The organism is Belliella calami (assembly GCF_022549695.1).
Lineage (GTDB): Bacteria > Bacteroidota > Bacteroidia > Cytophagales > Cyclobacteriaceae > Belliella > Belliella calami.
Genome location: NZ_JAKZGS010000010.1, coordinates 56,038 through 82,683 on the forward strand (window position 1 = coordinate 56,038; position 26,646 = coordinate 82,683).

Sequence of the window (26,646 nt, forward strand, 5' to 3'; positions counted from 1 at the left end):
AAAAAGCGAAAATGTCAGTTTTTTTATATAATACGCTTTATTTCCAGTTTTGCCTCTTTTTTGTTTCTTTGATATGAGCAAGATGATGATTGCAATGCCAAGCATAAACACCAATATTTTCGTCAATCCTAAATTTCATTCCGTGTTCCGGATGAATGAAAACTCGTTTGTGATGGTCTTCAGATAGGTTTTTCAACAAAAAAGTCCATCTTTCGTGAATACCTTCTAGCATTTTCAATGATGAATGGATAGGCATATTTTTGGTATCGTCAAGTTCTGCCCAGCGTTCTTCAAAGTAAGGTTTAATAGTTGGTTCTTCTTCCGTAAGCGCAAGTTTTAGCCGAACCAAGCTATTCATGTGACTGTCGGCACAATGGTGTATTACCTGCCTAATTGTCCAGCCATTTGGTCTGTATGGTGTATCAAGTTGTTCGTCAGTAAGGTCACCAACTTCAATGACTAGTCTCACAGGAAATGTCGAAATATCATCAATCCATTTTTCTAAAATAGCGTTTGTAATTGTAGCAGGTTTGGCAAACTTACCAATTGGGAATTTTAAGTTTTCTAATTCCATATCCGTCATTTCGTGCTTCGATCTATGTATTCGTTTTTATTTACTTCCCACCCAAAGTTTACCTTTTGGTATAAAATAAATTATGTCTTTATTTCCGTTAGAATTCTGAATTTCCTGATTCCTAAAACTTCCATTTTCTAATTTTTCCAATAACCTTCTATCCCAAAAATACGCTTCATTCTTTTTGTATTGTTCAATAGACCAAAGCAAATCACTTTTCCAATATGGTTCTTCGTCAACCTTTGGCTCCCATTTAAATTCTTGACTTAATTGACTTAAAAATGAAGAATTATTTTTTTTAAATTCGGCCGCTTCAAATATATTTTCATAGTGATTAATCCTATCATCAATGGCGCAAACCACTTGAGATTTGGAAACCCTTGGTTCATAAAGCCAAATTTTCAAATAATAAGGTCTGTTTAGCTTTTCTAATTTGGTTTTCCAGTTATCATAGATTTTTTCAAGCCCTTTAATGATTTCCATTTTAGCCTTCCCTTTTGGTTCTGGAATATGGCTTTCTGTCAAAGTCAAACTATCCCAAGGGTCAACATAAACTTTGGTGTACATGTATTTTCTTTCATTCAAAAACTTTGTGTCCAATTCCAGGTTTTCATTTATCCATTCCTGAATTTTGGAAATCTTTTTCTTATAACCTCTGATTTTTATATATCTCATTGTAATTCATGGGTGGCATGGATTTTAACTTTGTGCAGGTAGGGTTTTTAGGGCTGAACTTTATAAGAATTAAAGAACTTGGATTTAGAACTTCCCTGTAATAAAAGCACGAAATCCCTGCTTGTATGTATGTGCTGTTATGCCTTTGCCCTTTTTTCATTTGTTGTTATAATTAAGTTCAAAAGTTTTAAATCCAATTGGCTTGTCTTCTTCTTGTCCCCAAAAAAATTTTATTTTGTAACCAAATTTATCATACTCAAACCCATACCATTCTAAGCATTTCCCTTTGTTGTCCTTTCTAATATAATGAGTTAGATTTTTATTCTCGTCATAAACTCTTTCTTCTGTCTTAACTGTCGAACCATTTAGAATAAATTTCCAAATCTCCTTTTGTCCTTGGTATTCGTAAATGTGTTTTTCTTTCTCTTTCCCATTTTCGTCTGTTATTAATTTCTCTACGAGTCGGTTTGTTTGGTCATACTTTTTTAAATGAATTTCATAGAGTTTGTTGTCACTATTAAACCTTTGTTCAGAGCCGTCAAGTAAGTTTTCAATTGTCTTGTGAACAACATTTCCGTTTTCATCCTTAGCAAGCCAAAATTTTAAATTTTGATTGGGTTCATTTACTATTTCTGTCCAATCCCAAATTAGTCCTTCAGCGGTTATTTCTATGGCTTTAATTTGGTTGTTATTTTTGTCATAACCGTACTCAAAACTAACTTGAAGTTCGTCATTGTCTGAATATTCAAAAGTCCGAATGCAGTTTCCTTTAAAATCATATTCAAATGCCTTGTAAAAGTTGCGGTTTCCATTTTCGTCCTTGTAATCTTGTCTAACAATTTGACCTTGGTCATTATATACAAATTCTTCAATCGAAATTATCTTACCGTTCTTGTCCTTTGATATTTCAGATTTTAATTTCAATAGAGTCGTCTTTTAGGGGTGAGGCATAACGGAAATCAGCTTGGAGACGGCGGGCCTGTCTGACTTCAGGCGGGCATTCGGGGCCGTTCTCTTCAGGCCTATTCCTAACTCCTTAAAGATACTGATTTCCATATTTACTCTGAACCGGCAGCTGTATCCAAGGTGATGTTATGCACTTTTCTTTTTCATTTTTTTGAAGTAATTAGTTCAAAAATCAATTCTTTCAATATTTCTAAATCACTCTCTATTGTTCCTTTCATATATCTTTCAAACACACTTTTATTGTCAGGAGGGTTTAGGTTCAGAATCAATCCTTTTTCCAAGGCCAATAACCTTAAAAACTCTCTTTGTGCACGTCCGTTACCTTCTCTAAAGGGATGAAAATAATTTACATTATCTAAAATTTCTGCCAACTTCTCTGCTAAATCTTTTCTTCTGTTCTTTCGAATTTTCTTGTAGTCAGCCATCAAAGAATTAATATAGTTACTGGCATTATATTCTTAGGTTCTTCTTTTTTAGAATAGTGCAAAACGTGAATCAGCTTGGAAACGTGGGACATTTCGAAGCGATTAGCTATCGGCCTTAGATAATATTACTTCGAGGAACAAACCCTTCGGATTCCACTTACCGCCCCATGTTATCTTAGGTGCTGTTGCCAGTATTGTCTTTATTTTCACGCTACATTAAATTCCAATTCGTTCATTTCTACACTGAACTTAACGTTAGCTTTTAATGCTTTAAAGACTTTCAAAATCGTTTCGATGGTAACATTTTTTGTACTCCGTTCTAATTTCGAAATCTGGGATTTTTGGACACCTATAAGTTCTCCAAGTTGTTCTTGGGTCAAATTCCTTTCTTTCCGCACGGATTTTATCATTTCTCCAAGTAATTCCATTCGCAGGTCAAATTCGTATTTGTCCCTTTCTGGAGTTCCTATTTCCCCTATATCCCTGTCTTTGAGCTGGTCAAGGGTCATCATTTTCATTTTTTTATTCTTTGTTTCCATAGTTTTATTGTTCAAAGTATTCTTTTCTAATCCTTTCCGCTTTTTCGATATCTGCTTTCGGAACTTTATCAACTTTTTTCACAATTCCATGTGTTGAAATGACAAGTGTTTCAGATTTGTCAGTTTTGTCCCAAAATGCGAAAAGTCGATATTGCAGTCCGCTATATTTTGTCCTGAACTCCCAAATTTCATCAGTCAGTTTTTTGAACAGTTTCGGGTCAAGTCCAAGTTTGGCCTTGTCAACATTGTAGTATATTTTTTGTCTTGTTTTCAAATCCAACTTTTCTAAAAACTCGAGAGCTTGTTCAAGAAAAATGACGTCAAAATATTTATCCATTCAGTTTTTTAAATCATAATACAGAACAAAGATAATAAAAAGTTGAATTATATGGAAACATTTTGTGGTTTGTTCACATTACTGGCAATCGGAAATCAGCTTGGAGACGGCGGGCCTGTCTGACTTCAGGCGGGCATTCGGGGCCGTTCACTTCAAGCCTACTACTACCTTCTTAAAGATAGTAAACTTTCTATTTACTCTGAACCGCCCGCTGTATCCAAGGTGATGTTATAGGCTTTTTTCTTTATAAGTAGACTTTCAAATCGATTAAAGACTTTCTGAAGTATAAAATATTTTCCTTCGAAAAGACCATTGTCAATTTTAATTATTTCACCTTCTGGGTATCTTATTGTTAAATTCATCTCACCGCTACCTGCAACTGGTAAAAATTCTTCTTCGGGATAATTCCAAATATCAACCATTTCAAATAATTGATTCAGTTGATTTAGGATCAAGGTATCCAATTGAAAATTTTGTTTTCCTTTTAGGTCAGAATAAAGTTCTCCTTCATAAGTCACGAGTCCATTTCTGTCAATATGCATATTAAAAAAAGGTAATCTCCCTTCAACATCTCCACTTTCAAAGTTTAGGTAATCAAATTTTCTTGGGTTACTTATTGTTATCCTTTCAAATTCTAAAATGTAATTATCTCGTTGAAAGTCAATTATTTTAATATGATTTTTATCGATGAATTCTATTTTTCCTACGCTTTCTAATTCAGGGTCTTCAACTATTAAAGTATCATTTCTAATTGAATAATAGAAAAATCCATAACTATCCCAGAATGGATTTGTCATAACTGAGTCTTGAATTAAAATAGTTTGCTCACCATACCAAATACCATTTAGATTAACCTTTATGGCTTCCTCTTTTCCATTATTACAGGAGAAAAAAATTATGCTAAAAAATAAAAGGTATAGATTTTTCATATTCGTCTAATTGCCCATAGCGAGTCTCTTCACGCCATAATTGCGCAAAGCATACCATACAGCATGCTACACGCATAATAGTTGCGGATATTAATCACCCCCAAACATACCCATTCCCCCAGAAACAAAAAATACCAAGTAATTGGTATATTTCACTATATATGGATGTTTTTTTGAGTTAACTTAAAAGAATAGTGGTAAAAGAAAGAGATATCTAACTTTGTTCGATAGGACTGCTACTGTTTTGGATATGAATGTTTACAGATAGCTGACCTTTGGGTTTGCTCTGATATTTGAGTTGGTTGCAGTGGATCCAGAGGGGTTTTGATTTTTGTTAATGAAATTAGTTGATTTTTTTCCTTTTGTTTTCCCTTTTACTTAAAGGCCTCTAAGTCCCAGCAAGACTCAGCTTATTATGCAGCTTTTTCAAGTGCATTATTTGTTTTATTATCAGCGTCATATACGGTTGATATTCCCATTAGCTCTTTTCTGCATTTAATTCAAATATTTTGTACCAATAGAAGAATGCCTCTGGATTAGATTTTTTCAATCGATTCAATCTTGGCCAAAATGGCTCTCCAATTGCCCAATCTTTCATAATTGCTGGATTCTTAAATTTTTCAATCACTGCTTTGTCGGCTTTGATCAAAGCCGAAACATATGCAGCCTTTGAGGCAAAAGTGATTGCTCTATCAATGTGAAATGACTCTGAGAAAATAAATCTAGAAACACGCTGGATCCCTGTTTGCAAGAGATCAAACTGACCTTTTCCATCGGCACCCCTGCTTACTAAACATAGGGAGGTTTGGTAAATATCATCTAGAACATCATCAACAGTCAATCTTGATTGATTTCTATAGGCAAGTTCGGTTGCTGCAAAATTTCCAAAAGCCTTTTTTACAAGTACTCCATCTTCAGCAATGTCCACCAGATTTCCTACGTCATATAGTTGCTTCATGATTTCCATACTCATACTGGTCTCGCCCTTGAAATAGGGGATTCCCGTTGAATTAGGGGCATAGGCAGTTAATTTATCACCCAGTATATCTTCTATAGAAGGGACTCTTACTTTGAAAGGGTCTCCTTTTGAAAGGATGAACTTGGAGTTGATAGGTACCTTGTTAATTTTAGTGTACCCTACTTTTTCGAATAAAATATCTAGGAGTATACTTTCCTCAGTAGCCTGAGTTTTATGGCTTGGTTCGTAAAAAAATTTGTAGTGTGCCTTATAAATACTAGTTGAAGTCTTACGTTCCTGAAGTTCAAGCCTTGTAAAGCCTTGTTCTTCGAGCAATGCTTTAAAAATTCTCTCCAAATTTTCAGGTTCTTTTTCAATAATAATGTCAATATCTATGGAAAGCCTTTTTGATGAATCTAGAATTAACATTAAGGCAGTACCTCCTTTGAAAACAAAATCCAAATTCTGCTTTACCAACCCCTCCAAAAGCAATAGGGCTCTAATAACTTTCTCCACCAGTATTTTATCAGCCTTTCTGTTTGCCGATGATACTTTGGTAATCCAATCAACATGTAATGAGTCTTTACTTATCATTTCAAATTAATGGCAGCAAATCATATATGCTGCCGATATTTAGAAGTTTCATTTAAATAATTATCCAATTCCTTTTTTTTCCTTCTTCTACTAGCATAGCGCAACATCTTACTTTCACTAATTGAGTACTTTTCAAATGCCTCATTAAATATCTGATTCATTTCAGATCCTTGCTGAGCATTAAATATTATGGGATCACAGAATATATCAACAAGTAATTTTTCTATTGTAACTGTAGGAAAGCCATTGACATGTTGAATAGGAGCTTCAGATACCAGTGATTTAACTATCCAAGGCTCTTTTTCATCAATCATATAACGCCTAATTAGCTGTTCGGAAGGTTCCATAAATACGGAATAGCTTCTGTCCTTTAAGTAAAAAAAGACGCTTTCCACGGCATCCTTATCAACTTCTATTAGTTGGTAGTATCTTCCAGGTTGGTGAAGCATAAATTCATTAAGCAGCGAAGTATTCCAAAGACAAACGGTCAAAAAAGGAAAGTCTGACTTTATCTTTTTGTAGACCGAATTTAGTTTATTTGATATTTCGGGGATGTAAGCATCACTTTTCCCGAGCGAAAATTTTCCTCTGCCAACTCTGTTCAATATTCCTTCTTGCACAAGATTGTATATCCTCCAGTTGACAGTAGTTTTTTTCACTTCTGGTTCAAAAGTTCGATAGAATTTCAACAAGTCAGCACTCGAAAATGTCATCTCTGATTGGAATTGGCATTTTATGCTTTCAATATAGAGTTTGTTCTGTCCGATAGTTCTGTATTTAGCTTATCAAATGTACAAAACTATATTTTGGCATCAAAGTGTTATTGCTGCCGATAATTAGAGTATAGTCCGGGAGGGAATTTTTAGCGCTTTTGATTTTCTTTAGAGTCGGGTGTTGCGTCGACAAAAAACAAATGTGCTAAAATATGCGGTTGGCTTTTTTTTCTATTGATTAGAGGAATTCAACCTTCCATGCCGATAGCGGCACGGTAAAGGCCCTTTCGGGGTTTATAATCATACACATCTCTGTCACGTCCTAAAATTACTTGACACTTTTTTTATTAATTTCTCTTTATTTCCGATAGCCATTCAATTGCCCTTTCAGGGCAAACGTTCAACTGAAATCTTTTTAGACATCGGGTCATGACCCGATTCTTGGATCATAAGCCCTTTCAGGTCTTTCATCTTGAATCTTATTTCTTAAGTCTCATACTTCACCCCTCACTTTTCTCCCAAAATCGCCAAGCAGTGCATCGCTGCCAAGCCCCATTGGGCTGTGGCGTTGGTGGAGACGCCTAGGGCTTCGGTGCGGGGGGTGAGGACTTCGGGGCCGGAGATTTCTTTGGCGACTCCATGTCTGCGGATGCCACCTTCTCCTGCGTAGAACTCCTCCCATGCACGTTTTGCCAAGCGGGGATCTGACTTTTCTTTTGCTACAAATGCTGTCAGACGCGCATGTCCCTGTTGCAAGTTGAGCTTGCCAAGCCTGTTGCCAAGGACATTTTCTTGTTCTTCAGGACTGGCATTGTACATTTCGCAGTATTGAAGCCAAGCTTTGTTGAAGGACTTCATGTCCACGAGTTCGTAGAGTTCGATGGCGATCTCGGTCAGCCCAAACACCGCTGAAAGGTGGGAAGCGGAGGCTCTATTGGTTTTGACTTTCTCGAACTCCCCTGTTTGTAGGTTCATGCGGCTTCCCATGGAGTAGAAACCTTTGGGTTGGTTGCCGATGGAGCGCATGCTGTTGAGGAGTTTTTCGCGGATTTCTTTGTCCTCTGTTCTTTCCCATTCGGTAAGCCAAGCGGCGGCTACAGAACCCCAGTCTGTACCGAAACCCAGATAAACCCTGTTTGGATCGTCTGTTCCCCAGGTTTCTTTGGGTGCTACTTTTCTGATCGGTACGACTTTGAGAAGTGCTTCTGCGGCATTGACTTGCTCTCGCATCAGGTCGCCTGTGCGCTCGTCTGCGGTAAGGTAGTAGAAAAATCTTCTGTTGGCAGCGGTGCTGATTCGAAGCTGCTTGGCACTACATCCCCAATGCATCACATTGTGCCTACTTCCGAGCGGAGCAAAAGGCCCAGAATGGTGTACATCAACTTCTCCTGTATGTCGGGTCATGGCTTCTGCTACACGGAAGGCTTCTTTCTTGCCTGTTTTCAAGTAATAATACCAAAGCCAAAGGTCCGTGGACAGTTCTGAATTGTCCCATGCAAAGCCACCTACGTCATACCTCCACATATGTCTATCGGTATCGTAAGTGTGCATAAAGTCCCCAAAATCCCAGAATCCGTACCATTTGTGTTCCTTGACCTGCTTTTGGTAAAAGTCGAAATACCAGTCAAGTTGCTCATTGAATTCCTTGGCGCGATCGCTTTGGAGCTTGTCTGTGTACCACAATCCACCAAAAACACCAACCTGAAGCATGTATTCTGAATCTGCTGTCAGCAATGGCGGCTCTTCGAGATAAGTACACATGTCGTTGAACTGGCTGTGGCTTGGTGTAGCATCCAATGTCCAGAAATTCAACTCTGAGGTTCTTGCCACTCCTTTGGCTGTGCCAAATCCTGGTTCGTAATCTTCATAAGTGATATCCAGAGCATCCAACTGCTTTGGATAGGTGTCTTGTCCCATGCCATCGTGGTAGAAGCGCAAATCCATGGCAGGGGAGTTTGGCGCCCAAAGCCAAGCTGTCACTTCGGCTGTATCGGTATGGGCATTTTTGATGTCCAACTGTCCGGGAAAACTTTCCCAAAAATTCCTTACGCCAAAGGCAAAACTTCCGCTTGGCCCACCTACTGCTACCAATCCTCTGGCACGCTTACCGTGGGCAGAATTCAACCAAGAGTGTCCTTCGGCGGTTCTTTTTCTGATGGAAAATGAATCTGCATCCCCTTGAAAGAGTGTGTAGTCGCCAAAAGCTGGGATGTAGTTGATGTTTTTGGAGACATTTGCTGGAAATTCGCTGATTGCAGGCGTCTTTTCTCCTGCAAGCTGCGCCCCAATGATGACTTTTCCTGGATCTCTCCTCAGGCCTGTAAGTCCTCTTACAGCCTCGCTAAAAATCCCATCATCCTGCCCCGCAAACCGAATATGCCTATCATGCAATTCATCCTTCATGGGCACGTCGAATTTCACCCCAATGCCTTTGATAAAATCAGTCTCTTCTTCTCCGTCAAAAATAATGGTATGCACCATTTTGAAGGAAGCGGCTTGATGGTAAAAGTACAATCTGACCACGTAGCTGATAAAATCCCTTCCAGAATCAGAACGGTGTGAACCTTCTATCTTGACCACACTTCGAAGTGCACCTTTTTGCTCAAGGGAAATTTTGGAGATATTTCCCTGAAAATTAGTTTTCATGATTTGATCGGCAGCATCTTCGTCAGAGACATTTTGATGCAAAACCACCAATCGCCCATTTTTAGCAAGGCTTCTTTCTCCTTTTTGGATGCTACTGATGATTTGATTGCCAGATTTGGGAATGGTGTACAGTAAGTCACCTGTATCGATCTTGATTGTCGTATCTGATTCTTCGACTTTCATCCCTTGCAGCGATTTTGCTTTGCTGGTAGGTGATAGTTGGAAAGCTGTATGGCTAAGCTCTATCGCAGGAACTGCATGCCCTGTCCACTTCAGCGAACCATCCGGCCAATATGCCAATGGCCAACTTTGAACGGGAATCTCTTCCCTCTCAGAAGAAACCAAGTCAAAGCTAGATTCTCGCTTGACTTTTCCCTTAGGCCAGCAAGTTCCCCATGTGAAACCTTGATTGTACTTTGGTGCGGTATTTCCCAACCAAGCGAGTTGCACGCTGTCATTATTTCTTTGGAAAAAATGGGCATTTGCCATCATCGGGGAAAGCAAGTATGCTCCGCCAGTAAGGGCTGTAGATGCTTTTACAAAGGATCTTCTGGATATTTTCGGTTTATTTTTCATAGTGTCTGAGGTTAATTTTGAGGACGGAAACCTCACAGGTTTTTTACAGATCCGCATTCGTTTTTAATACATTTCTGGTCATCAAACCTGTCAGGTTTTAAATGGTAGGTTAAAGTTTACGGACAACCAAATCACTTATTTCATGTCTTGACCATGTAGATCGGAATCCAAAGTATCCCTTTTCCAATAGCTCTGGGTCTTCATATTCGAAAAACAAGATCTCATCTACCCAAAAGCTAACTTTTCCATCCTTGCAGATGGTTTTGATTTGGTAATCACGATTGGCTTCAAGTAGGTAAGGAGCTTCCAAAAACTCCCCAAGAACAGGTTTTTCTCCTTGGTAGTATTTCCGAAATCTGGTAGTAGAATTGTAATTTCCACCAAAACCCACGTAGTACAAATGCATGTCATCGTAGGATTCGAATTTTCCAGATCTGTTGAACATCCCTATCTGAGTAGGATCACTTGCTGCCCAAAACTGGTTTAGGTCCGAGAGTCGATCATTTCTTCCAGAATCCAACACAACATTTCTTTTATAGCTGATTTCATAATTCCCTTCCAATTCCAAATCCAACCAAACAGTCACGCCTCCTTCTGTGTCCATAATCAGCTTTCCATCTTCTGTAAATACCTCCGATTGGGGAGTAGAATCCATTTCTACTTTCCAAGTCTTGAGGTCTAAGGGTTGAGAGAAATTGCTCTCGAATATGATGCCTGCTTCTTGATTAGAGACTACTTCTTTTTCGTCATCTTCTTTTTTCGAATTTTCGCAGGAAAATAAAAGGAGAAAGATCATGAAAAATGGAAAGATTGGGAAAATTGGAAGAATTTGTCTGCCGTGGCTTGTTGAAAAATTTGAAGATTGGAAGGTTGGAAAATTACGAGGTTCCTTATTTTGAGAGTCTGATTTAGTTTTGTACATTCTTCTTTCTGCCCTTTTATTCACTGTCATATAGCGACAATTATTAGTATGAGTTAGACTTTTGGGGTTCTTCTAATTGTAATTGGAAATTACATTTTACTTTTCCAAAAAGTCTCCTGTGGTGTCATGGGTGGGGGAAGATTGGAAGATTATAAGATTGGAAGATTGGAAGATTGGAAAATTGGGAAATTGGGAAATTGGAGGATTGGTGGATTGGAAGATTGGGGAATTGGTAGGTTGGAGGTTGGAAACTGGCAAAAGGCATTAACTCCAATGGGCCTGCCTGGCGTCAGAAAGGGTTAAACTTTAAATAGCCCCGGGTCGCAACCCGGGGATTAATGATGATACAGGAGACAACAACCCCGAAGTGGCCTGCCTGGCGTCAGACAGGGTTGAACTTCTATAATCAATAGAAAAAAGTGTAAAGTATTTTCAGGATGTGACAAGGGTCGTGGGATGCTTTAATTATATTTTCATCCCCCGGTTTCACCGAGGGCTCCGCCACGGCGGACAAGATACTGAAATGTTGAAGCTCCCGTGCCGATAGTTACCGGCACGGGAGAGGCTTTTCAGGCTTGTGTTTTCTGAATAGAATTTTGTGTCTCATGTCTTTGTCGCGTCTTGAAATTATTTGACACTTTATTTATAGATTTCTCTTTATTTTCTTTAGCTATTCAATTGCCCTTTCAGGGCATTGTGTCACGTCTCAAATCTCATGTCTCATGTCTCATATCTCACTTCTCAAATCTCCCATCTAACCTCACTTCCCCTGATACTTGATCGTGCGGATAGTTGGTAGTTTTGGCATTTCCATGTCGTGGCCAAAGTAATAGTCTGTGTGTGGTGGTTGGTTGTAAGCTACATTTTGCCAAGCGACACTTAGGCGGTAATGAGGATTGTGCATCAAGGTGTAGATTCGATGTTTTGTAGGAATGGTTGTGGAAAATATCCTTAATTCCTTGCCATCTTCAGTTCTTGTAATCAACTCTTCCCTCCAATCCCCAAAAATATCTGCAGAAAGATTCGGATTGGATTTGGTACCATTGTTACGCACCACTTGATAATCTGCTCCAGCTAGCATCCTGTTGGTTTTGCTATTTTCCCAATCCCACTTATCGATGTTGACACCGTCCAACAATTCACGAAGTAAATCTCCGTCCCACCAAATCGCCATATTTGCAGTGGATGGCTTTTTGTCTGAAATGACTTCTCCTTTTACATTCCAAAGACCGCTGAGCCCTTCCCCAGAAGCCCAACTTTCAAATCCACGATGTCTTGGATCTATGTCGATAGCTATTCCCCTTCCGACATCAGCCGATGGATATGACCAGATTACTTCTCCTGTCAATGCATCTCTGAGATTTGCTGCATGTGGATGCCTTGCCCGCTCGTGGATTCCAAATACTTCCATTCCAGGTCTATCTGGATCTATATTTGACAGATGCATCGCATCACCATGGCCCAATCTAGAACTGTAAAGTCCTTTTCCGTCATTGTCAATGACCATGGAGCCAAATACTATTTCATCTTTTCCATCACCATCAACATCACCAACAGACAAGCTGTGATAACCTTGACCCGCATATTTTCTATTTTCTTCATTTCCATCATGACTATCAAATGTCCATACTTCGCTCAACTCACCATCTCTCCAATTCCAGGCAGAAATCACTGTTCTGGTATAATATCCCCTACTAAGAATCAAGCTTGGTTTTTCTCCATCCAAGTAGGCTATACCAGCCAAAAATCTATCAATTCTGTTCCCATAGCCATCTCCCCAAATCTCCTTCATTTCATCTGCACTTGGATCTGTGATCGTAGGATGTCTACTTGGAATGTAATCTGTAGTGGCTAAAGCCGCACCTGTCAGTCCATCAAAAACGGTAAAAAACTCAGGACCTATGAGGATATAGCCGTCCTCATTTCTATGGTCAGCATTTGCATCACCAATGATTTTTCCTTGACTATCTTCGGTGCCGTCAGCAGTTTTGCAGGCGATCTCAGCACGCCCATCACCATCTAGATCATAGACCATAAATTGGGTGTAATGCGCACCTTCCCTGATATTTTTCCCCAAGTTGATCTCCCAAAGGAATTTTCCTTCCAAGGTGTATGCTTGTAAAATAGGGTCTGTTGTGATTCCTTTTTGGGAATTGTCTTTGCCGACACCTACCATGTGTACAACAATTTCATATTTGCCATCACCTGTCAAATCCCCCACAGAAGCATCATTTGCATGGTAACCATCTGGAGTCCTCAATGGTATGGAAAGATAAGGTTTGTCCCATGCATTGTAGGCTTCACCTTGTTTTGTTTCTTCGCCATCGATGATGGTTGTGACATAATAGCTGTTGTCTTGAATCGGATCGGCTGAGCTATCCAAAAAATTGTTACTATCGGTAATTGGGTTGTTATTGACTTTTATGGGTTCACCATCATTTTCAATTCTGTAGAGATTGAAGGCGATGTCTCCCGCTTCTGTTCCCAACTGTCTCCAACTGACAAAAATACCCTCTTGCGATTGAATGGCTACCAAGCCTCTGTCGAGGTGTTCCATTTGCCTTTGTTGGGCAATGGTGAAAAAAGGAATGGCGAGGAAAATAATTAAGTTGGTAAATATTTTGGATTTTTTGAATTGTATCATGTAATGTGTTTTTTTTTGACCCTTAGTGTTCAAATGTTTTTGTATTGAATAAAAAAGGGAAATGGCATAAAATAAGCCATCTCCCCTGTGTATTAACCCAAATAAATTAATTGGTATCCCAGTTGTAAGGTAAGAACCAATCACCTGCAAGTAATTTTGTTCTGACAGCAGCAGCCCTACTTCTATCTACTGGATTTGTTGAATTTGATAATTTATCAAATACCCTATCTGCCAACACAGAAGGATCTCTTCTTATAGCTGTTCTCAAAAGTTGAGGCCATCTATGTCCTTCAAAAGCCAATTCCAGGGCTGATTCCTGTAGAATCAAGTCCTCTGTCCAGATCTTTTCTTCCTCAGTGGACAAATCTTCCGGAAGGGCGATGGTAGGAAGGTTTGCCCTTGTCCTGATTCCAATATGTCTATACCATGGTCCACGGAGGAAAGGAAACTGACTTTCTCTTGCGTCGAATGCATAGGCATCAGGAAAAAAGAGTGTATTCATCACTTCAGTAGCATCCATCAGGTTTTTGTTGAATCCTTCAGGAGTGTATTCTACGTGTACGCCATTGTTCACAAAAGCTCTAGCAAGTCTGCTAAGTCCAGGCAAACTCCCTCTATTGGTTGCTTCAGCATATTTCAAATGAAGAGAAGCAGCTCTTTCGAGAAACCATCTTCCATTTTGAGTTAGTGGTGCAGTAAGCCCATTGTAGTTGAAAGTATATTTCCCTACTTCAGGATATTCTGTTCCATAGTTTTTAGTAGACAATATACCTCTTGAGTCAAACTCAAACCTGTTGCTTTGAACTTGGCTTTCCCAAGCATCTATCACTGCCACAGAAGGTCGGATTTTGTATTCTCCGACACCTTCATTGGCAAATAGTCTTATGAATGGATAGTTTGGTGCAAATTGGCTATCAAAGTGCATTGCCCAAATCCATTCGAAATTATAACCATTATCTATATTTCTTGCGAATATTGATCTCCAACCGTTGTTGTTGTTGTTTACCAGCGTATTGATATCATCCGCTCTTGTGTACTGTACTGAATGTAGAGAGTTACTTTGCCAAGAAATCCTGTAATTATCATAATATACATTTCCTGCACCACCACCAAGCGGAGTTGATGTTTCCAAAACTGCCTTATAGTTTTCTGCTGCTCTTTCATAATTTCCTTTCCATAGATTCAGATCACCCAAAAGCATGCGTTTATTGATAAAGAATTTGGAAGTAGAAATTCCATCAGTCCCTGCAGTAAGATCTATATTATTTGGATACACATCCAAATAAGGCAATGCCTCCATAGTATTGATCAATTGATCCAACAAAGCATCCAATTGAAGTCTAGGAAACAAAGATTGATTGTTCACATCTTTGATTGATTCGATCGCAGAGGTAACATAGGGTACAGTTCCAAAATGAATCCCCAATTGGAGATAAACCCAAGATCTGACAGCTATGATATCAGAAACTCTTTGTTCATATTCTCCAGCATCGATTCTATTTTCCTCCCGCATAATTCCAAGACCCTGGATTGCGTCATTACAGTTTAGGATAACTCTGTAGAATGGTTTTGGGTCTGCGTATTTATTATTGTCAGTAGCCCGAACACTGTGAGTGCTGATTGCAACCAATTCAGCATCTGCATTCATGGTAGGCTCCATCAGGTCTGCACGGAGTTCGTTGAGTATTACATATTGCTCAGCAAGCTGCATCAATTGTCCGTAAATACCAATCACAGCTACATCTGCATCAAATTCATTTTGGTAATACCGATCCTTATCAAGTTCCAGCTTTGGTTCTACCTCAAGCATATCACCACATGCCATTACCCCAAAACCAATAGCACAGGCTATAGAGAGATTTTTGATAGAGTTGGTCAATGTAGAAATTCCTTTGTTAAATCCTGATGTTGAAATCATCTGTAAATTTTTCATCAGCTTATTGTCTAGTTTAATTCTAAAATTTTTCATCATTACAAGCCAATTTTAAGTCCAAGCAAAACACTGCTGAAAGTTGGCATCAACCCATAATCAACGCCTTGACCAAATACACTCCTGGTGGCACTAAACTCAGGGTCATAACCAAGGTAATTTGTCAAAGTGAACAGGTTCTGTCCAGAGCCATAGATTGTCAAGTTTTTCACCATTTTTCCATCGATAGGAATATTGTAGGTGATATTGATAGCTTTTAGCCTCAAGTAAGAACCATCCTCTATCCATCTGTCTGAGAATCTACTATTGCCATAAGGATCACCGAAGGACATTCTAGGCATATCTGTGATCTGACCTTCATTTCTCCATCTGTTGTTCACAGAGATCAATTGGTTGTCGAAATTTGTCATTGATTCCAATTGATGTCTCTGATAATTGTAAATATCATTTCCTACAGAGAAAGTGAATGCTGCATCAAAAGTAAATCGCTTGTAAGCAGCATTCAGGCTGAACATCCCAAAAAGGTCTGGATTAGGATTGCCAATAATTTGCTTATCATTTGCATCTATGATACCATCTCCATTGACATCTACAAACCTCACGTCACCAGCCCTGAAAGGCATCAAAGTCCCATCTGCAGCTCTTGTCTGCAATCCAGAAGCACTTGCTTCAGCGGAAGTACTGAAAACTCCCTCTGTCTTATATCCATAAAACATCGCAGCTGCTTGCCCTTCAGTCGTAATCACTTCTCCACTTCCAACAGGCGTCAATCGCTGATCATAAGGCAAAGCAGTGACTTCATTGATATACCTGCCCAAAGTCAAACCAAGATCCACCTTGAATTCCCTATCCCAAACTCTTGAATTGATTGCAAAGTCAATTCCTTTGTTGTTCATAGCTCCTGAGTTGATCAAGTAGAAGTCCAAGCCAGTCGCTGCATTGAGCGGCTGAAAAGTCAGCATGTTTGAAATGTTGTTTTGATAGAAATCAAGGCTAAAAGAAAGCTTTTGATTGAAAGTAGCGATGTCAACTCCAATGTTGGTTTTCTGGTTGGTTTCCCATTGAATTTCGGGATTTGCCAAATTGGATCTCACCAAACCTTGCATACCCAAAAGGTTACTTCCTCCATAAACTTGGAATGAACCATAATTTCCGATCCCATCATTTCCGGTTATTCCAAAACTTGCTCTCAACTTCAAAAGATCAAGTGCTGAATTGCTCATAAATTCTTCTGAGGAGATCAACCATGCTCCACTGACAGATGGAAAAACACCGAACTTATGACCAAACAGAGATATCCCTTCCTGAGCTTCCTTTCCGATTCTGGAAGAACCATCCACTGCCACAACAGCATTCAAGAAATACTTGCTCATGTAATTGTAATTGGCATTGGCATAGTAACTCATCCAAACCCAGTCTCCAGCAGCACCAGAAGCCCTGTTCAAATTAAGGACTCCTGATTCCAATGTAATCAAGTCATCAGTTCCTGAATTGAATGCAAGGCCTCGATCTTCTTCGATATTGTTGCTTTGGTATCTAAAACCAAGCCCTACATTTAAATTGTGGTTGTAATTGAAGATTTTGTCATAGTTCAACCTGGTATCGCTGTAATTAGAAGTCAGCCTTTGTACTTGACCACCCATTCTATTGGTAATCAATGCATTTGGAGTAACCAATTCCTCAACACCCAAATTTGGAACAAAAAATGATTCACGAACTTGGTCCAAAGTCAATCCATAAAGTGAAGTGATATTCAAGTTATCATTAAATTCATACTTGGCATTGAAAGATCCAAAGAATCTAAACCTTCTATTTTGGCCTTGCATATTATTGTAGATCGCCATTGGATTTGTTTTTCCAAACTCATCCACATCAGAAATATTTGGAGAAATAACTCCATCAGCTGCTATTAAATTTGGAGCCAAAAATGGCGATTTTGTCAAAGCTGTATGAATTGGCGATACTGTTTGGGTACCTCTACCATACATGTATTGATTGGCAATGGCATAGGCAAAAGACATATTCGTACCAGCCGAAAGTTTCTCAGTGATTTTGAAATCACCATTGAACCTCACGCTAGATCTTGAAAACACATCATTTCCAATAACTCCCTTGCTATCAATATGCCCAAGAGAAAGTGCATAAGATGCGATGTTGTCACCTCCAGATACTTTGATGTAGTAGTTTTGATCAAAAGATGAATTCATTACCAAATCTTGCCAGTCAGTATCATTTTGGTAGTTGAAATAACCCAAGGTATCCTGTCTTTCATTCATATAAGGATGAAGCAAAGCTTCTCCAGGAGTCAATCCACTACTCAACAACATCTGTGAGAAATACGGTCTATATTCTCCAGCATCCATCACGGGAAGTCTGCCCGGACTCATATTCACACCTCCATAGGTATGAAAATCAATTTTTGTCGTCAAGCTTTCTGCCCTTGAAGTAGTGATCAATATCACTCCATTCGCAGCTTTTGTACCGTAGATTGAGCTTCCATCTTTGATAAATGTCACGTCTGATACATCCTTGATATCAATCAATGAAAGTGGATTGGAGAAATATCCATCAATGATAGAGTTGTCATATTCATTCATGTCATAGATCATTCCATCAACTACCACAAGTGGTTGTGTATTGGAATTCAAGCTGGATAACCCTCTGATAAATGTATTGGCACCCATAGCCAATGTGCCTGATCTTCTGATCATATTCACACCAGCAGCACCTCCTTGAAGGGCTGTTTCTGGAGAAACTGCATTCATGGTCCAAGAATCTCTTAGATTTACAGTAGAAGTTGCTTCAGTATTATGGTTTCCGAAAATCCTTTTGTATGGGAGTTGGACAGTGTAGCCGGTTTTTGTCAAATCTCCATCTGTCAACATAATGGTAAGCTGCTGCTGTCCTCTGACAGGGATCTCTCTGATTACATTGTCATCCCAACGAAGCTGAATAGTGCTTTTCAAAGAAGGAACTAGCAATTCGAAAGCTCCTTCTGAATTGGTAAATGTGGAAGTAAATTGTCCAAATGAAACAGCGACACCTTCTATGGCTTGACCATTTCTTTCAAATGTGATTTTTCCTCTTACCAAAACTCCTTGGTCTATGGTAGGAGCGCTTACTTCTACCACCTCTTGATCATCTTGTGCATTGACAGGATTACCTGCAAATAGCCCAAAAAGAAGCAGACCTAAGGCAAATTTTATATATGTAGTATATTTTGTCATGGTTTAAATTTTAGGCTTATTCAAAAACAGGTTCAAGTCTTATGTAATCCAGCACCATTGTATTCCAATCATTGTTAGTCACAGATGCTGATGTCAAGAGCAATTTTAGATTGCCATAACTATCGACTTCATACTCACCGACGAATACCTCTTCAAATGTGTTTCTGACAACCCATTGATAGCCAAAAGTTCCATTTGTGACTTCATTGATAGCAATTCTCTGCTCGTTGTCTCTTGGAATGTAATCATCGTTGACAGCCCTCCAATAGACGTTATATTTTACAGAATTGGCATTTGGTACGTGATAGGTTAGGTGAAAACTTGCCGTTCCATGACCTCTTACTAATACATCTCTTCCACCTGAGGCCCAGCTTCTAGGTCTAATACTCACTCGATCCCTACTTCCACTTACAGCATCGAAATCCTCCCCCTCTATGATGATATTTGGGATTTTGTCAGAAAGCTTAAAGTCAAATTTATCCATCACATAAATCACCCCGTTGCTGGCATTGATCTGCTCAACTACGTTTGCCTGATCAAAATAAACTTCCACACTATCTACGGATAGCAACTTAGAAGGAAGTTCATCATATTGAGCACCTTTCAGCGCTAAATCTTTGGCAACTCCGAGTGTATAAGCCTTCAAGATTTCACCTTCGGGAAGGGTATCCTTATAATATACTTTTAGCTCTTCTTTGAAATTTTCAAAAGCTGCATCAGTAAGCATGATGTAAGTATATACCGAATCTTCATTGCTCAAATCAACTATTTCTGTTTGGAAGTAATTGGTACTCACATTTGTGATTGGGTTGATATCGAGCATGTTCAGGATGTAGCTATTGGTAGCATTTGATGCTTCTTGCTGCATGATTTCCCAAATATTTTCTTTGGGTTCAAGGATTCCGTTGACTTTGTGAATCACTCCGTTTTTGGCAAGAATATCTTTTGTAGTCAAATTCACTGAGGCATTAGAAGACTGAAAGGAGTTTCCATCAAATGTATTGGTTTTGCCATTGAGCATTTTGATTCTCAGTGGCTCAGTAGCCTCACTGGAAAAACTCTCAAGGAAGCCAATGTGATTGCGTACAAAACTTTTCAAAGCTTCGGAATTATTTCTAATAGAAGCTGGCAATGCCTGCAAAGCAGTGTTGGTAGGTGCCCAAATGGTGTAAGATTTGTTTCCTGTAATCTCAGCCGCTACTCCAGAAGTTCGGAGCAACTCAGCAAAATCTGTAAGTTCAGGATCATTTTCCAAGAGCTGAACCAGAGCTTTGTCGCTGTCATTTCCAGTTTGGTATCGATCATCCCAAGGGTCAGAACATGCCCCGAAGAAAATCAAAATGATAGCATATATAAATATTTTGTTCATAACATTCAGTTTACAATAATTAGATTTTTGAAATGGATCGAATCAATCAAAGATATAAGTGTTGATTCGATCCATATTATGCTTTGGATTTAATCAGGGAAGACGGCCTGACCATCACGGCCAAACTTCGGCCAGATCTGATCCATATCCTCTGGGATAAAGTGAATCATATCCACATGGAATCCTCCACCGCCTCTTGCATTTCCGAAAACTCTATCAAATCTCAATACCTGCTCACCAGTTGTCGTCACATCAATGATTCCAACCAATCTACACATGTACCTATTGCCATCAGTTCCTCCAAGTAGGTATTCCTTCCACCCTCTTGCTTCCAACTCGTCCTCTGGGACATTTGGAGAATTTTCAGCAGTATCCAAAAGTCTTGCCCCTGGGATTTCTTGGCCATTTAGGCTAATTCTTAGAATACAATTATTTCTTACATCCAAACGTCTATAAGTGACCCAAAGCTTGTATCTACCTCTCACCAATAGTGGGGTTTGCATCTCTACCCACTCAAGTCTATTTCCCAATATCTGAAGCTTCATAAAATCACCATGGTTTCTCCACAATTCATTCAGACCAGGAGGGTTGTATGATACAAGACCGTTTACAGCACCACCTGCCCAAGTCATTCTCGAAAGCTCGCCAAGTCTCAAATAGTATTCAGATGCACCTGGAACTCTGAATATCGAGGTCATTTGTCTTAACTCTGGCTGTTCTGCCACATCCCAATAAACTGGCGTAGGAGCTCGAAGCTTCAAGTTGAAATGCATATCTACACTGTGAACCACGCCATTGGTTACAGAAATGTCACTCCTTGATCTTATGATCGGAGAACCTTCCTCCAAGACTCCGAAAAACATGTCTTCATTCACCAAAACCTGCTCTCCCTTTAATCTGATGGTGATTACTTCGTCAGGAGCCTTGGTAGCATGTGCAGTAGAAGTCAATAAATCCGCTACAAACTTTATATCAGTTAACACATGGTAAGCTATATACAAGTTTAAGCTATCTGACATATTCGAAGGATCATTTAGATGCGAGTATCGACTCCTTAATTCTGCATAACTATTGAAACCTGCATCTGCCAAGACTGCATTGGATTCTGCAAGCACTGTGTACCAAACATTTTCCTCTTCAGTGTTCAATGTTTCAAACCAGCCAGTTTCTTTCAAAGCCTCTGTGAAAATTGAGTAATCAGGATTTGATTCCAACTCTTGTGCAGCTGTACGGATCGGGGGAGATAGCACATTGTCTATCACATGCAAAACACCATTTCCTACAGGTACATTTGTTTCAGTTATTGTCGCTTGTCTATTGACTCTATATACAGCCCTTCCATCAATAAACTCAGTACCTGTCACCAAGTACTTTCCAAATTGGGTAGGAACTTTGAGCTTGCCATCTGTAAAGCTTGCTGTAGACAAAGTATCACTCAATAAGTGGAATCTTACAATGTCTGCTGCTTCTGATTGGGAAAGACTATTGAGGCTCAAACTATTTTCGGCAAGAAAAGAATCTACCGCCTCATTGGTTGGAGCAAAGAATGTATATGTGCCATAAGCATTCAAGTAAGAAGCTGTATTGGAGACTTCCAATATCCTCTCTAAACTTGAGAACTGCTCTGGTTTACTTCTGATATAATCTGTAATGTTCACATCATCAGATACATTTACGTTTGCAGGTGGCTCAAATTCACAAGCAAACAAACCCAACATCAATAGTAGAGACCAAACTCCACTTTGAATAAGTGTTTTTTTGGTTATTTGGGAAGTATTCATATGGTTAATGTTTTAGGTTATTGCAATTATCTTAGGTAATATTCATTCTGTACCAAATTCGGATTGGAATTCAATTCTGTATTGAAAATTGGTAAATAGTGGCTTCTGGTATCTCGGAGTTGGTTGATGATAGAGTTGAGGTTAGTAACAGGAGCATTTTCTATCGCCACCGTGATCAACAAATCCAAATTTGAATAATTGTTCATCTTTGCCACCCTCAACAAATCAAACCAACGCTTTCCTTCAAATGCAAACTCTCTAGCTCTTTCATTTAGAATGTATCTCAGAATAGCATCACCGTCAGTTGGACCTGGATTTTCTACCGTTGACATTGCTGCCCCTCCTCTTTCTCTGATGGTCTCCACAATTTCCAAAGCCTCTGCACCTCTGTTCAATTGTGAAAGTGCCTCTGCTTTCATTAGCATGACATCAGCAAGTCTGTAAACTATCCAGTTTGCAAAAGATTCTGTGGCTGTCCGTCTTGTATCTGGACCCAAACTTGTGTATTTGAAAATCTCCCCAGAAGTCTTCAAAGAAGCATCTATACTTCTCAAATCAATATCCTCCGGCTCTTCAGGATTGAATCCATATACTCCTTCCAAAACTGAAGGATAAGCAATAAATCTTCTTCCTTGATCAAAGCTGAACATTTGGAAAAAAGGATTATTCTGTGGGGCTTGGTACTGAATTTCAAAAATGCTTTCCACAGAATTTCCCTCAATAAACAAAGCTCTCGCCCAATCAGCTTGGGGAACCAATCCGTAAGGGCCAGCCAAAACTTTATCAGCTGCTTGCACTGCCATTTCGAAATTTTCCATCCAAAGGTGAACGTCAGCCTGAAGCGCATTTACTGCATACTTTGTCATTCTTCCCTTTGAAGCAATGTTACTTTCGTGACCTTCGTAAATATCAATTTCAGCAAGATTCAAGTCTTCCAATATTTGGGCAAGCACTTGTTCCTTAGTAGATTTTGCAGGTGCAAGTTCATCTTCGTCAGTATCCACAGCATCGATTACCAAGGGTACATCACCGAAAGTCCTTACCAAATAAAAATACATCAATGCCCTTAGCGCTCTTGCTTCAGCGACATAGTTTTTCATCTCCTCCTCAGTAAAAGTCTGATCAGTCTCCAGTGCCAACGCCGCATAATCCACGACAAGATTACACAGGTTGATCGTACCATAAAATGAAGACCAATCGGCTATACTATTTACCGGTTGAATATTCCCGAAAATAATTTGAGTATCATTAAAATTAGCCCCTTGGTTCAAACCAACCATATAGGCTCTCAATTCTCCCCAAAGGAACATGTTTTCAGTAACATGAACTCCCCGGAAGTTTCCAGTCATCGAAGCATATGCCCCAAACATGGATGCACGTACCTGCTCTTTGGTTTTCCAATAGTCTTGCTTTACCACGCCATTAATTGGTCGCATATCCAACCAGCCATCGCAGCCTGTGCTCAATACAAGGAGCAAAGCAATCATGAATGTATTTATATATTTTTTCAACATAATAAGTTCTCTTTAAATGTGAATGGCTTGCTTAAAACCTTGTGTTGATCCCTAGGGTGAAAGTTTTCACTGGAGGAGTTCTTGCAACATCATATCCGATTTGGAAAAGTCTGTTGGCATTGTTGCTTGTCATCCCAACTTCTGGATCTTGACCAGTATAGTTAGTCCAAGTGAACAAGTTTTCCGCAGTGATGTAGAAGCTAAGCTCACCAAGTTTTGTTCTATCGAGGAAGGTTTTAGGCATTGCATACCTTACAGTAAGTGTTCTGAATCTAAGGAAAGAACCATCCTCCACATACCTGTCAGAACCCAACCAGTTATACCCAGTTCTGATCAATGCTCTAGGCATGTCAGTTTCATCACCAGGGAACCTCCATCTATTCAAAGTCGCAGCATTCTGGTTCTCGTAGTTATACATATTTTCGGTATCCATCTTTGTCCTATTCACGATAGACACACCATATCTAAAGTTGAAGTATCCAGAAACCTGAAGGTTTTTGTACCTCACTCTTGGACCAAATCCACCAAACAGCTTCGGGTTTGCATCCCCTAGCCATACCAAATCTTTGTAATCTATATTGCCATCATTATTGATGTCTTCATACATAGCATCACCCGGTTGGAACTGGTAGTTAGTGTTTGGGTAGTTGAATGCCATTTGGATCGGATCACCATTTGGGCCTATGATTGCATTTCCATTTGCATCTTTTGCGATCGTAGCTTCGCCGTCTTTATATACACCCTGATATTTGTAGCCATAGAATGATCCCAAAGGCTGACCAGTTTGGATATTGATATAGTAGTTACCATTGAACTGCATTTGCTCCAAGTTGTCAGTTTGATATAGTTCACTGATTGATCTGACGATATTGTCATTTCTTGCAATGTTCATATCAAAATTTACAGTAAGGTTTTTTGATCTATGCAAAGTTGTGAATACAGACAATTCATAGCCTTGATTATCCATAGACCCGATGTTCATATTGATTGAATTGAAACCAGTGGAACTTGGAATTCTCAGGTTATCAAGAAAAAGATCGGTAGTTCTGTTTCGGTAAACATCCAAAGCCACATTGATTCTGCTTTGCCATACTTCCAAGTTCAAACCGAAGTTTACCTGAGTTACAGTTTCCCATTTGAAATTTGTCAATTCAAGGCTTTGCGGAACGATACCCGCTTCCCCCATGTAGTTCCAAGGAAGGTTGGCGTAAGTACTGAAATATAGGTAGTCGGCACGTGGGGTATTTCCACTTTGTCCATAACTTGCCCTTAAGCTCAATTCGTCGACAAAAGTCTGGTTTTGCATGAAATTCTCGCCAGAGATTCTCCATCTACCAGAGATACTTGGGAAAGTTCCCCAGCGATTGTTGGATCCAAATTTTGAACTTCCATCTCTTCTCAAAGCACCATTGACGATATATTTATCTCTAAAGCTGTATTGAAAATTAGCTACTGCACCTACACTTCTTGATTGGCTGGTGAAACTATTCAAAAACACATTGTTATCTCTAGATACCGAAGCTGGATCCTGTAGGAAAGAGGAAGGGGAATTACTGGTCTCTACCCTATAGCTGTCATTTCTCTGATCCCAAGTAGTGAATAGCAACATTGCCATCAAGCTATGGTCTTCGTTAAACTCTTTGGTATAATACAACTTTGTGAAAGTCTGTGTGATAAGCTGATCAGAGTTCAGGTTTGTAGCTCTGTTGACATTTTGATTATTCATCGGAAGACCTGTTACAATCTGCGGAAGAAACTCATCCGTCTTTGTATTATTAATATCAAATGCAACATCCGACTGAAACATCAATCCTTCCAATATATCGTACTGGATGGTGAATTTTGGCATAATTCTGTTACTGACTGCTACATTTTGAGATTCTCGAGCCATTGCTACTGGATTGTAGGTACCCGGAAAGCCCCCTTGAATATTAAATTCCGGGGAAAAGTAGTTAGGGGTCCTATTCCCATTGATATCATATTCGTATATAGACATATTCGGCATTCTTCCATAGGCAATCCCTCTGACATTTGGCCTCCAATTTCTTGACGTTTTAGAATTTGTATAAGCCAAATCAGTCAAAATCCTGATTTTGCTTGAAACAAAATAATCTAGTGCTATTCTCGTAGAGAACCTGTCAAATCCAGTTCCTACTGTAGTACCCTCAGAGTTGTTTTTGTTCACGCCCACTCTGTATCGGGTTTTTTCACCACCACCAGACAAGGCAAGGTTGTGATCCAACATGTAGCCTAATTGTGTGATTTCACTGATCCAATCAGTATTGTTGTTGTAATTGTAGAAGTAGTATGGATCCCTTGGGTCATAGGAAAACTCTTTTGTGTTTTCTGTATTCAATGGAATCCCAAAGCTGTTCATAAAACCTTCCGCTATCAAAGTGGAATATTGGTTACCATTGAGCATAGGGATTTGGTCTGGCTGTTGCGTGACCGCTCCTCTAAAGGAGTAATTGATGGTTGGTTTACCTTTTTCACCCCTTTTGGTTGTGATGACCAATACACCATTGGAACCTCTAGTACCCCAAATGGCAGTAGCAGCAGCATCTCGCAACACGGTGATAGACTCAATATCAGCTGGAGCTACATTCAATAACTGCGCATATTCTTGCTCGTTGGCATTCGCAAAATCAAAGGAAGAAGTTTCAGTTTGGAAAGGAATTCCATCTACTACGATCAAAGGCTCTGAAGTAGAATTGATGGAAGTAGTTCCCCTCACCCTAATGGACATCCCTGCTCCAGGATCACCGGAATTGGATATGATATCCACACCGGCCATTCTCCCCTGCAACGCTTGGTCAATAGACAATGCAGACATTTCCCGAAGCAATTCCGCATCTACAGTAGAAGTGGCGGAGGTCATTTCCCTTGGATCCATTTTCATCATCCCTTGATCCACATACTTTTTGGCCGTTACTTCAGCAATATCCAGATCACTGATGTCCGAAACGAGTGAAATATTGATTTCAGATCTATTATTGATGGGGATAGTTTGAGTTTTGTAACCAATAAAAGAAACACGAAGTAGGTTTTGCTTACTGTTTACTCTTAGGGAAAAATTACCATTGACATCAGTCGCCATTCCTCGGATGGTTCTTTCATCTGACCTATCTAATTCCATGATAGTAGCTCCTATGATCGCCAGCCCATCATCTTTGTCGATGACCTTACCTCTTACTATTTCAGTGACTTGCTGAGAAGCAGCTGTCTGGGCTTCTGCTTCCGGAAGGAAAATCCAGAGACCCATGACTACCCAAAGCATCTTTTTAGTAAAATTATTCATATAAATATCTTTTAGTTTTGGGATTGTTA

General features: G+C 39.4%; 18 protein-coding genes and 1 pseudogene. 1 reads left to right on the forward strand and 18 read right to left on the reverse strand.

Going from position 1 to position 26,646, the window contains the following annotated elements:
- Window positions 1–37: 37 nt before the first annotated feature.
- The 11 genes and pseudogenes from MM236_RS12665 to MM236_RS12715 form a co-directional block, all read right to left on the reverse strand.
- Window positions 38–574 (reverse strand): YfiT family bacillithiol transferase, encoded by a 537-nt coding sequence (locus tag MM236_RS12665; protein WP_241275350.1) that lies wholly within the window; start codon window positions 572–574, stop codon window positions 38–40.
- Window positions 575–610: 36 nt separating this feature from the next.
- Window positions 611–1,249, reverse strand: coding sequence for a hypothetical protein (locus MM236_RS12670; RefSeq protein ID WP_241275351.1), 639 nt, complete (start codon window positions 1,247–1,249; stop codon window positions 611–613).
- Window positions 1,250–1,405: 156 nt separating this feature from the next.
- Complete coding sequence (locus MM236_RS12675; protein WP_241275352.1) at window positions 1,406–2,173, reverse strand: hypothetical protein; 768 nt, start codon at window positions 2,171–2,173, stop codon at window positions 1,406–1,408.
- A gap of 185 nt (window positions 2,174–2,358) precedes the next feature.
- Window positions 2,359–2,655, reverse strand: a pseudogene (locus MM236_RS12680) (Fic family protein); the annotation flags it as partial.
- A 191-nt stretch (window positions 2,656–2,846) separates the two neighbouring features.
- On the reverse strand, window positions 2,847–3,158 hold the full coding sequence (locus tag MM236_RS12685; protein WP_241275415.1) for a helix-turn-helix domain-containing protein: 312 nt from the start codon (window positions 3,156–3,158) through the stop codon (window positions 2,847–2,849).
- 25 nt (window positions 3,159–3,183) lie between these two features.
- Entirely contained in the window at window positions 3,184–3,516 is a 333-nt protein-coding gene (locus tag MM236_RS12690) for a type II toxin-antitoxin system RelE/ParE family toxin (RefSeq protein ID WP_188438939.1), read from the reverse strand.
- Between the two features lie 194 nt (window positions 3,517–3,710).
- Window positions 3,711–4,445, reverse strand: a complete 735-nt coding sequence (locus MM236_RS12695) for a DUF6438 domain-containing protein (protein WP_241275354.1) — start codon at window positions 4,443–4,445, stop codon at window positions 3,711–3,713.
- A gap of 478 nt (window positions 4,446–4,923) precedes the next feature.
- The gene (locus MM236_RS12700; protein WP_241275355.1) at window positions 4,924–5,997 is read right to left on the reverse strand and encodes a nucleotidyl transferase AbiEii/AbiGii toxin family protein; all 1,074 of its coding nucleotides are present in this window, start codon (window positions 5,995–5,997) and stop codon (window positions 4,924–4,926) included.
- A 20-nt stretch (window positions 5,998–6,017) separates the two neighbouring features.
- Window positions 6,018–6,656 (reverse strand): DUF6577 family protein, encoded by a 639-nt coding sequence (locus MM236_RS12705; RefSeq protein ID WP_241275356.1) that lies wholly within the window; start codon window positions 6,654–6,656, stop codon window positions 6,018–6,020.
- Window positions 6,657–7,217: 561 nt separating this feature from the next.
- Window positions 7,218–9,932 carry an exo-rhamnogalacturonan lyase family protein gene (locus MM236_RS12710; RefSeq protein WP_241275357.1) on the reverse strand — a complete coding sequence of 905 codons (2,715 nt, stop codon included), beginning with the start codon at window positions 9,930–9,932 and terminating at the stop codon, window positions 7,218–7,220.
- 109 nt (window positions 9,933–10,041) lie between these two features.
- On the reverse strand, window positions 10,042–10,728 hold the full coding sequence (locus MM236_RS12715) for a DUF6250 domain-containing protein (protein WP_241275358.1): 687 nt from the start codon (window positions 10,726–10,728) through the stop codon (window positions 10,042–10,044).
- 252 nt (window positions 10,729–10,980) lie between these two features.
- Here MM236_RS12715 and MM236_RS12720 point away from each other — a divergent pair, with 252 nt between their 5' ends.
- The gene (locus MM236_RS12720) at window positions 10,981–11,157 is read left to right on the forward strand and encodes a hypothetical protein (RefSeq protein ID WP_241275359.1); all 177 of its coding nucleotides are present in this window, start codon (window positions 10,981–10,983) and stop codon (window positions 11,155–11,157) included.
- A 457-nt stretch (window positions 11,158–11,614) separates the two neighbouring features.
- Here MM236_RS12720 and MM236_RS12725 read toward each other — a convergent pair whose 3' ends face one another.
- The 7 genes from MM236_RS12725 to MM236_RS12755 form a co-directional block, all read right to left on the reverse strand.
- On the reverse strand, window positions 11,615–13,498 hold the full coding sequence (locus MM236_RS12725) for a rhamnogalacturonan lyase (protein ID WP_305037099.1): 1,884 nt from the start codon (window positions 13,496–13,498) through the stop codon (window positions 11,615–11,617).
- 106 nt (window positions 13,499–13,604) lie between these two features.
- Complete coding sequence (locus tag MM236_RS12730; RefSeq protein ID WP_241275360.1) at window positions 13,605–15,470, reverse strand: RagB/SusD family nutrient uptake outer membrane protein; 1,866 nt, start codon at window positions 15,468–15,470, stop codon at window positions 13,605–13,607.
- Window positions 15,470–18,655, reverse strand: a complete 3,186-nt coding sequence (locus MM236_RS12735; protein WP_241275361.1) for a SusC/RagA family TonB-linked outer membrane protein — start codon at window positions 18,653–18,655, stop codon at window positions 15,470–15,472. Before MM236_RS12735 ends, MM236_RS12730 begins: the two co-directional genes overlap by 1 nt.
- 16 nt (window positions 18,656–18,671) lie before the next feature.
- Window positions 18,672–20,024, reverse strand: a complete 1,353-nt coding sequence (locus MM236_RS12740; RefSeq protein WP_241275362.1) for a fasciclin domain-containing protein — start codon at window positions 20,022–20,024, stop codon at window positions 18,672–18,674.
- Between the two features lie 89 nt (window positions 20,025–20,113).
- Window positions 20,114–21,805: a fasciclin domain-containing protein gene (locus tag MM236_RS12745; protein WP_241275363.1), complete on the reverse strand. Its 1,692-nt coding sequence runs from the start codon at window positions 21,803–21,805 to the stop codon at window positions 20,114–20,116.
- Window positions 21,806–21,831: 26 nt separating this feature from the next.
- Window positions 21,832–23,319, reverse strand: a complete 1,488-nt coding sequence (locus MM236_RS12750) for a RagB/SusD family nutrient uptake outer membrane protein (RefSeq protein WP_241275364.1) — start codon at window positions 23,317–23,319, stop codon at window positions 21,832–21,834.
- Window positions 23,320–23,350: 31 nt separating this feature from the next.
- Window positions 23,351–26,617 carry a SusC/RagA family TonB-linked outer membrane protein gene (locus MM236_RS12755; RefSeq protein ID WP_241275365.1) on the reverse strand — a complete coding sequence of 1,089 codons (3,267 nt, stop codon included), beginning with the start codon at window positions 26,615–26,617 and terminating at the stop codon, window positions 23,351–23,353.
- Window positions 26,618–26,646 lie beyond the last annotated feature (29 nt).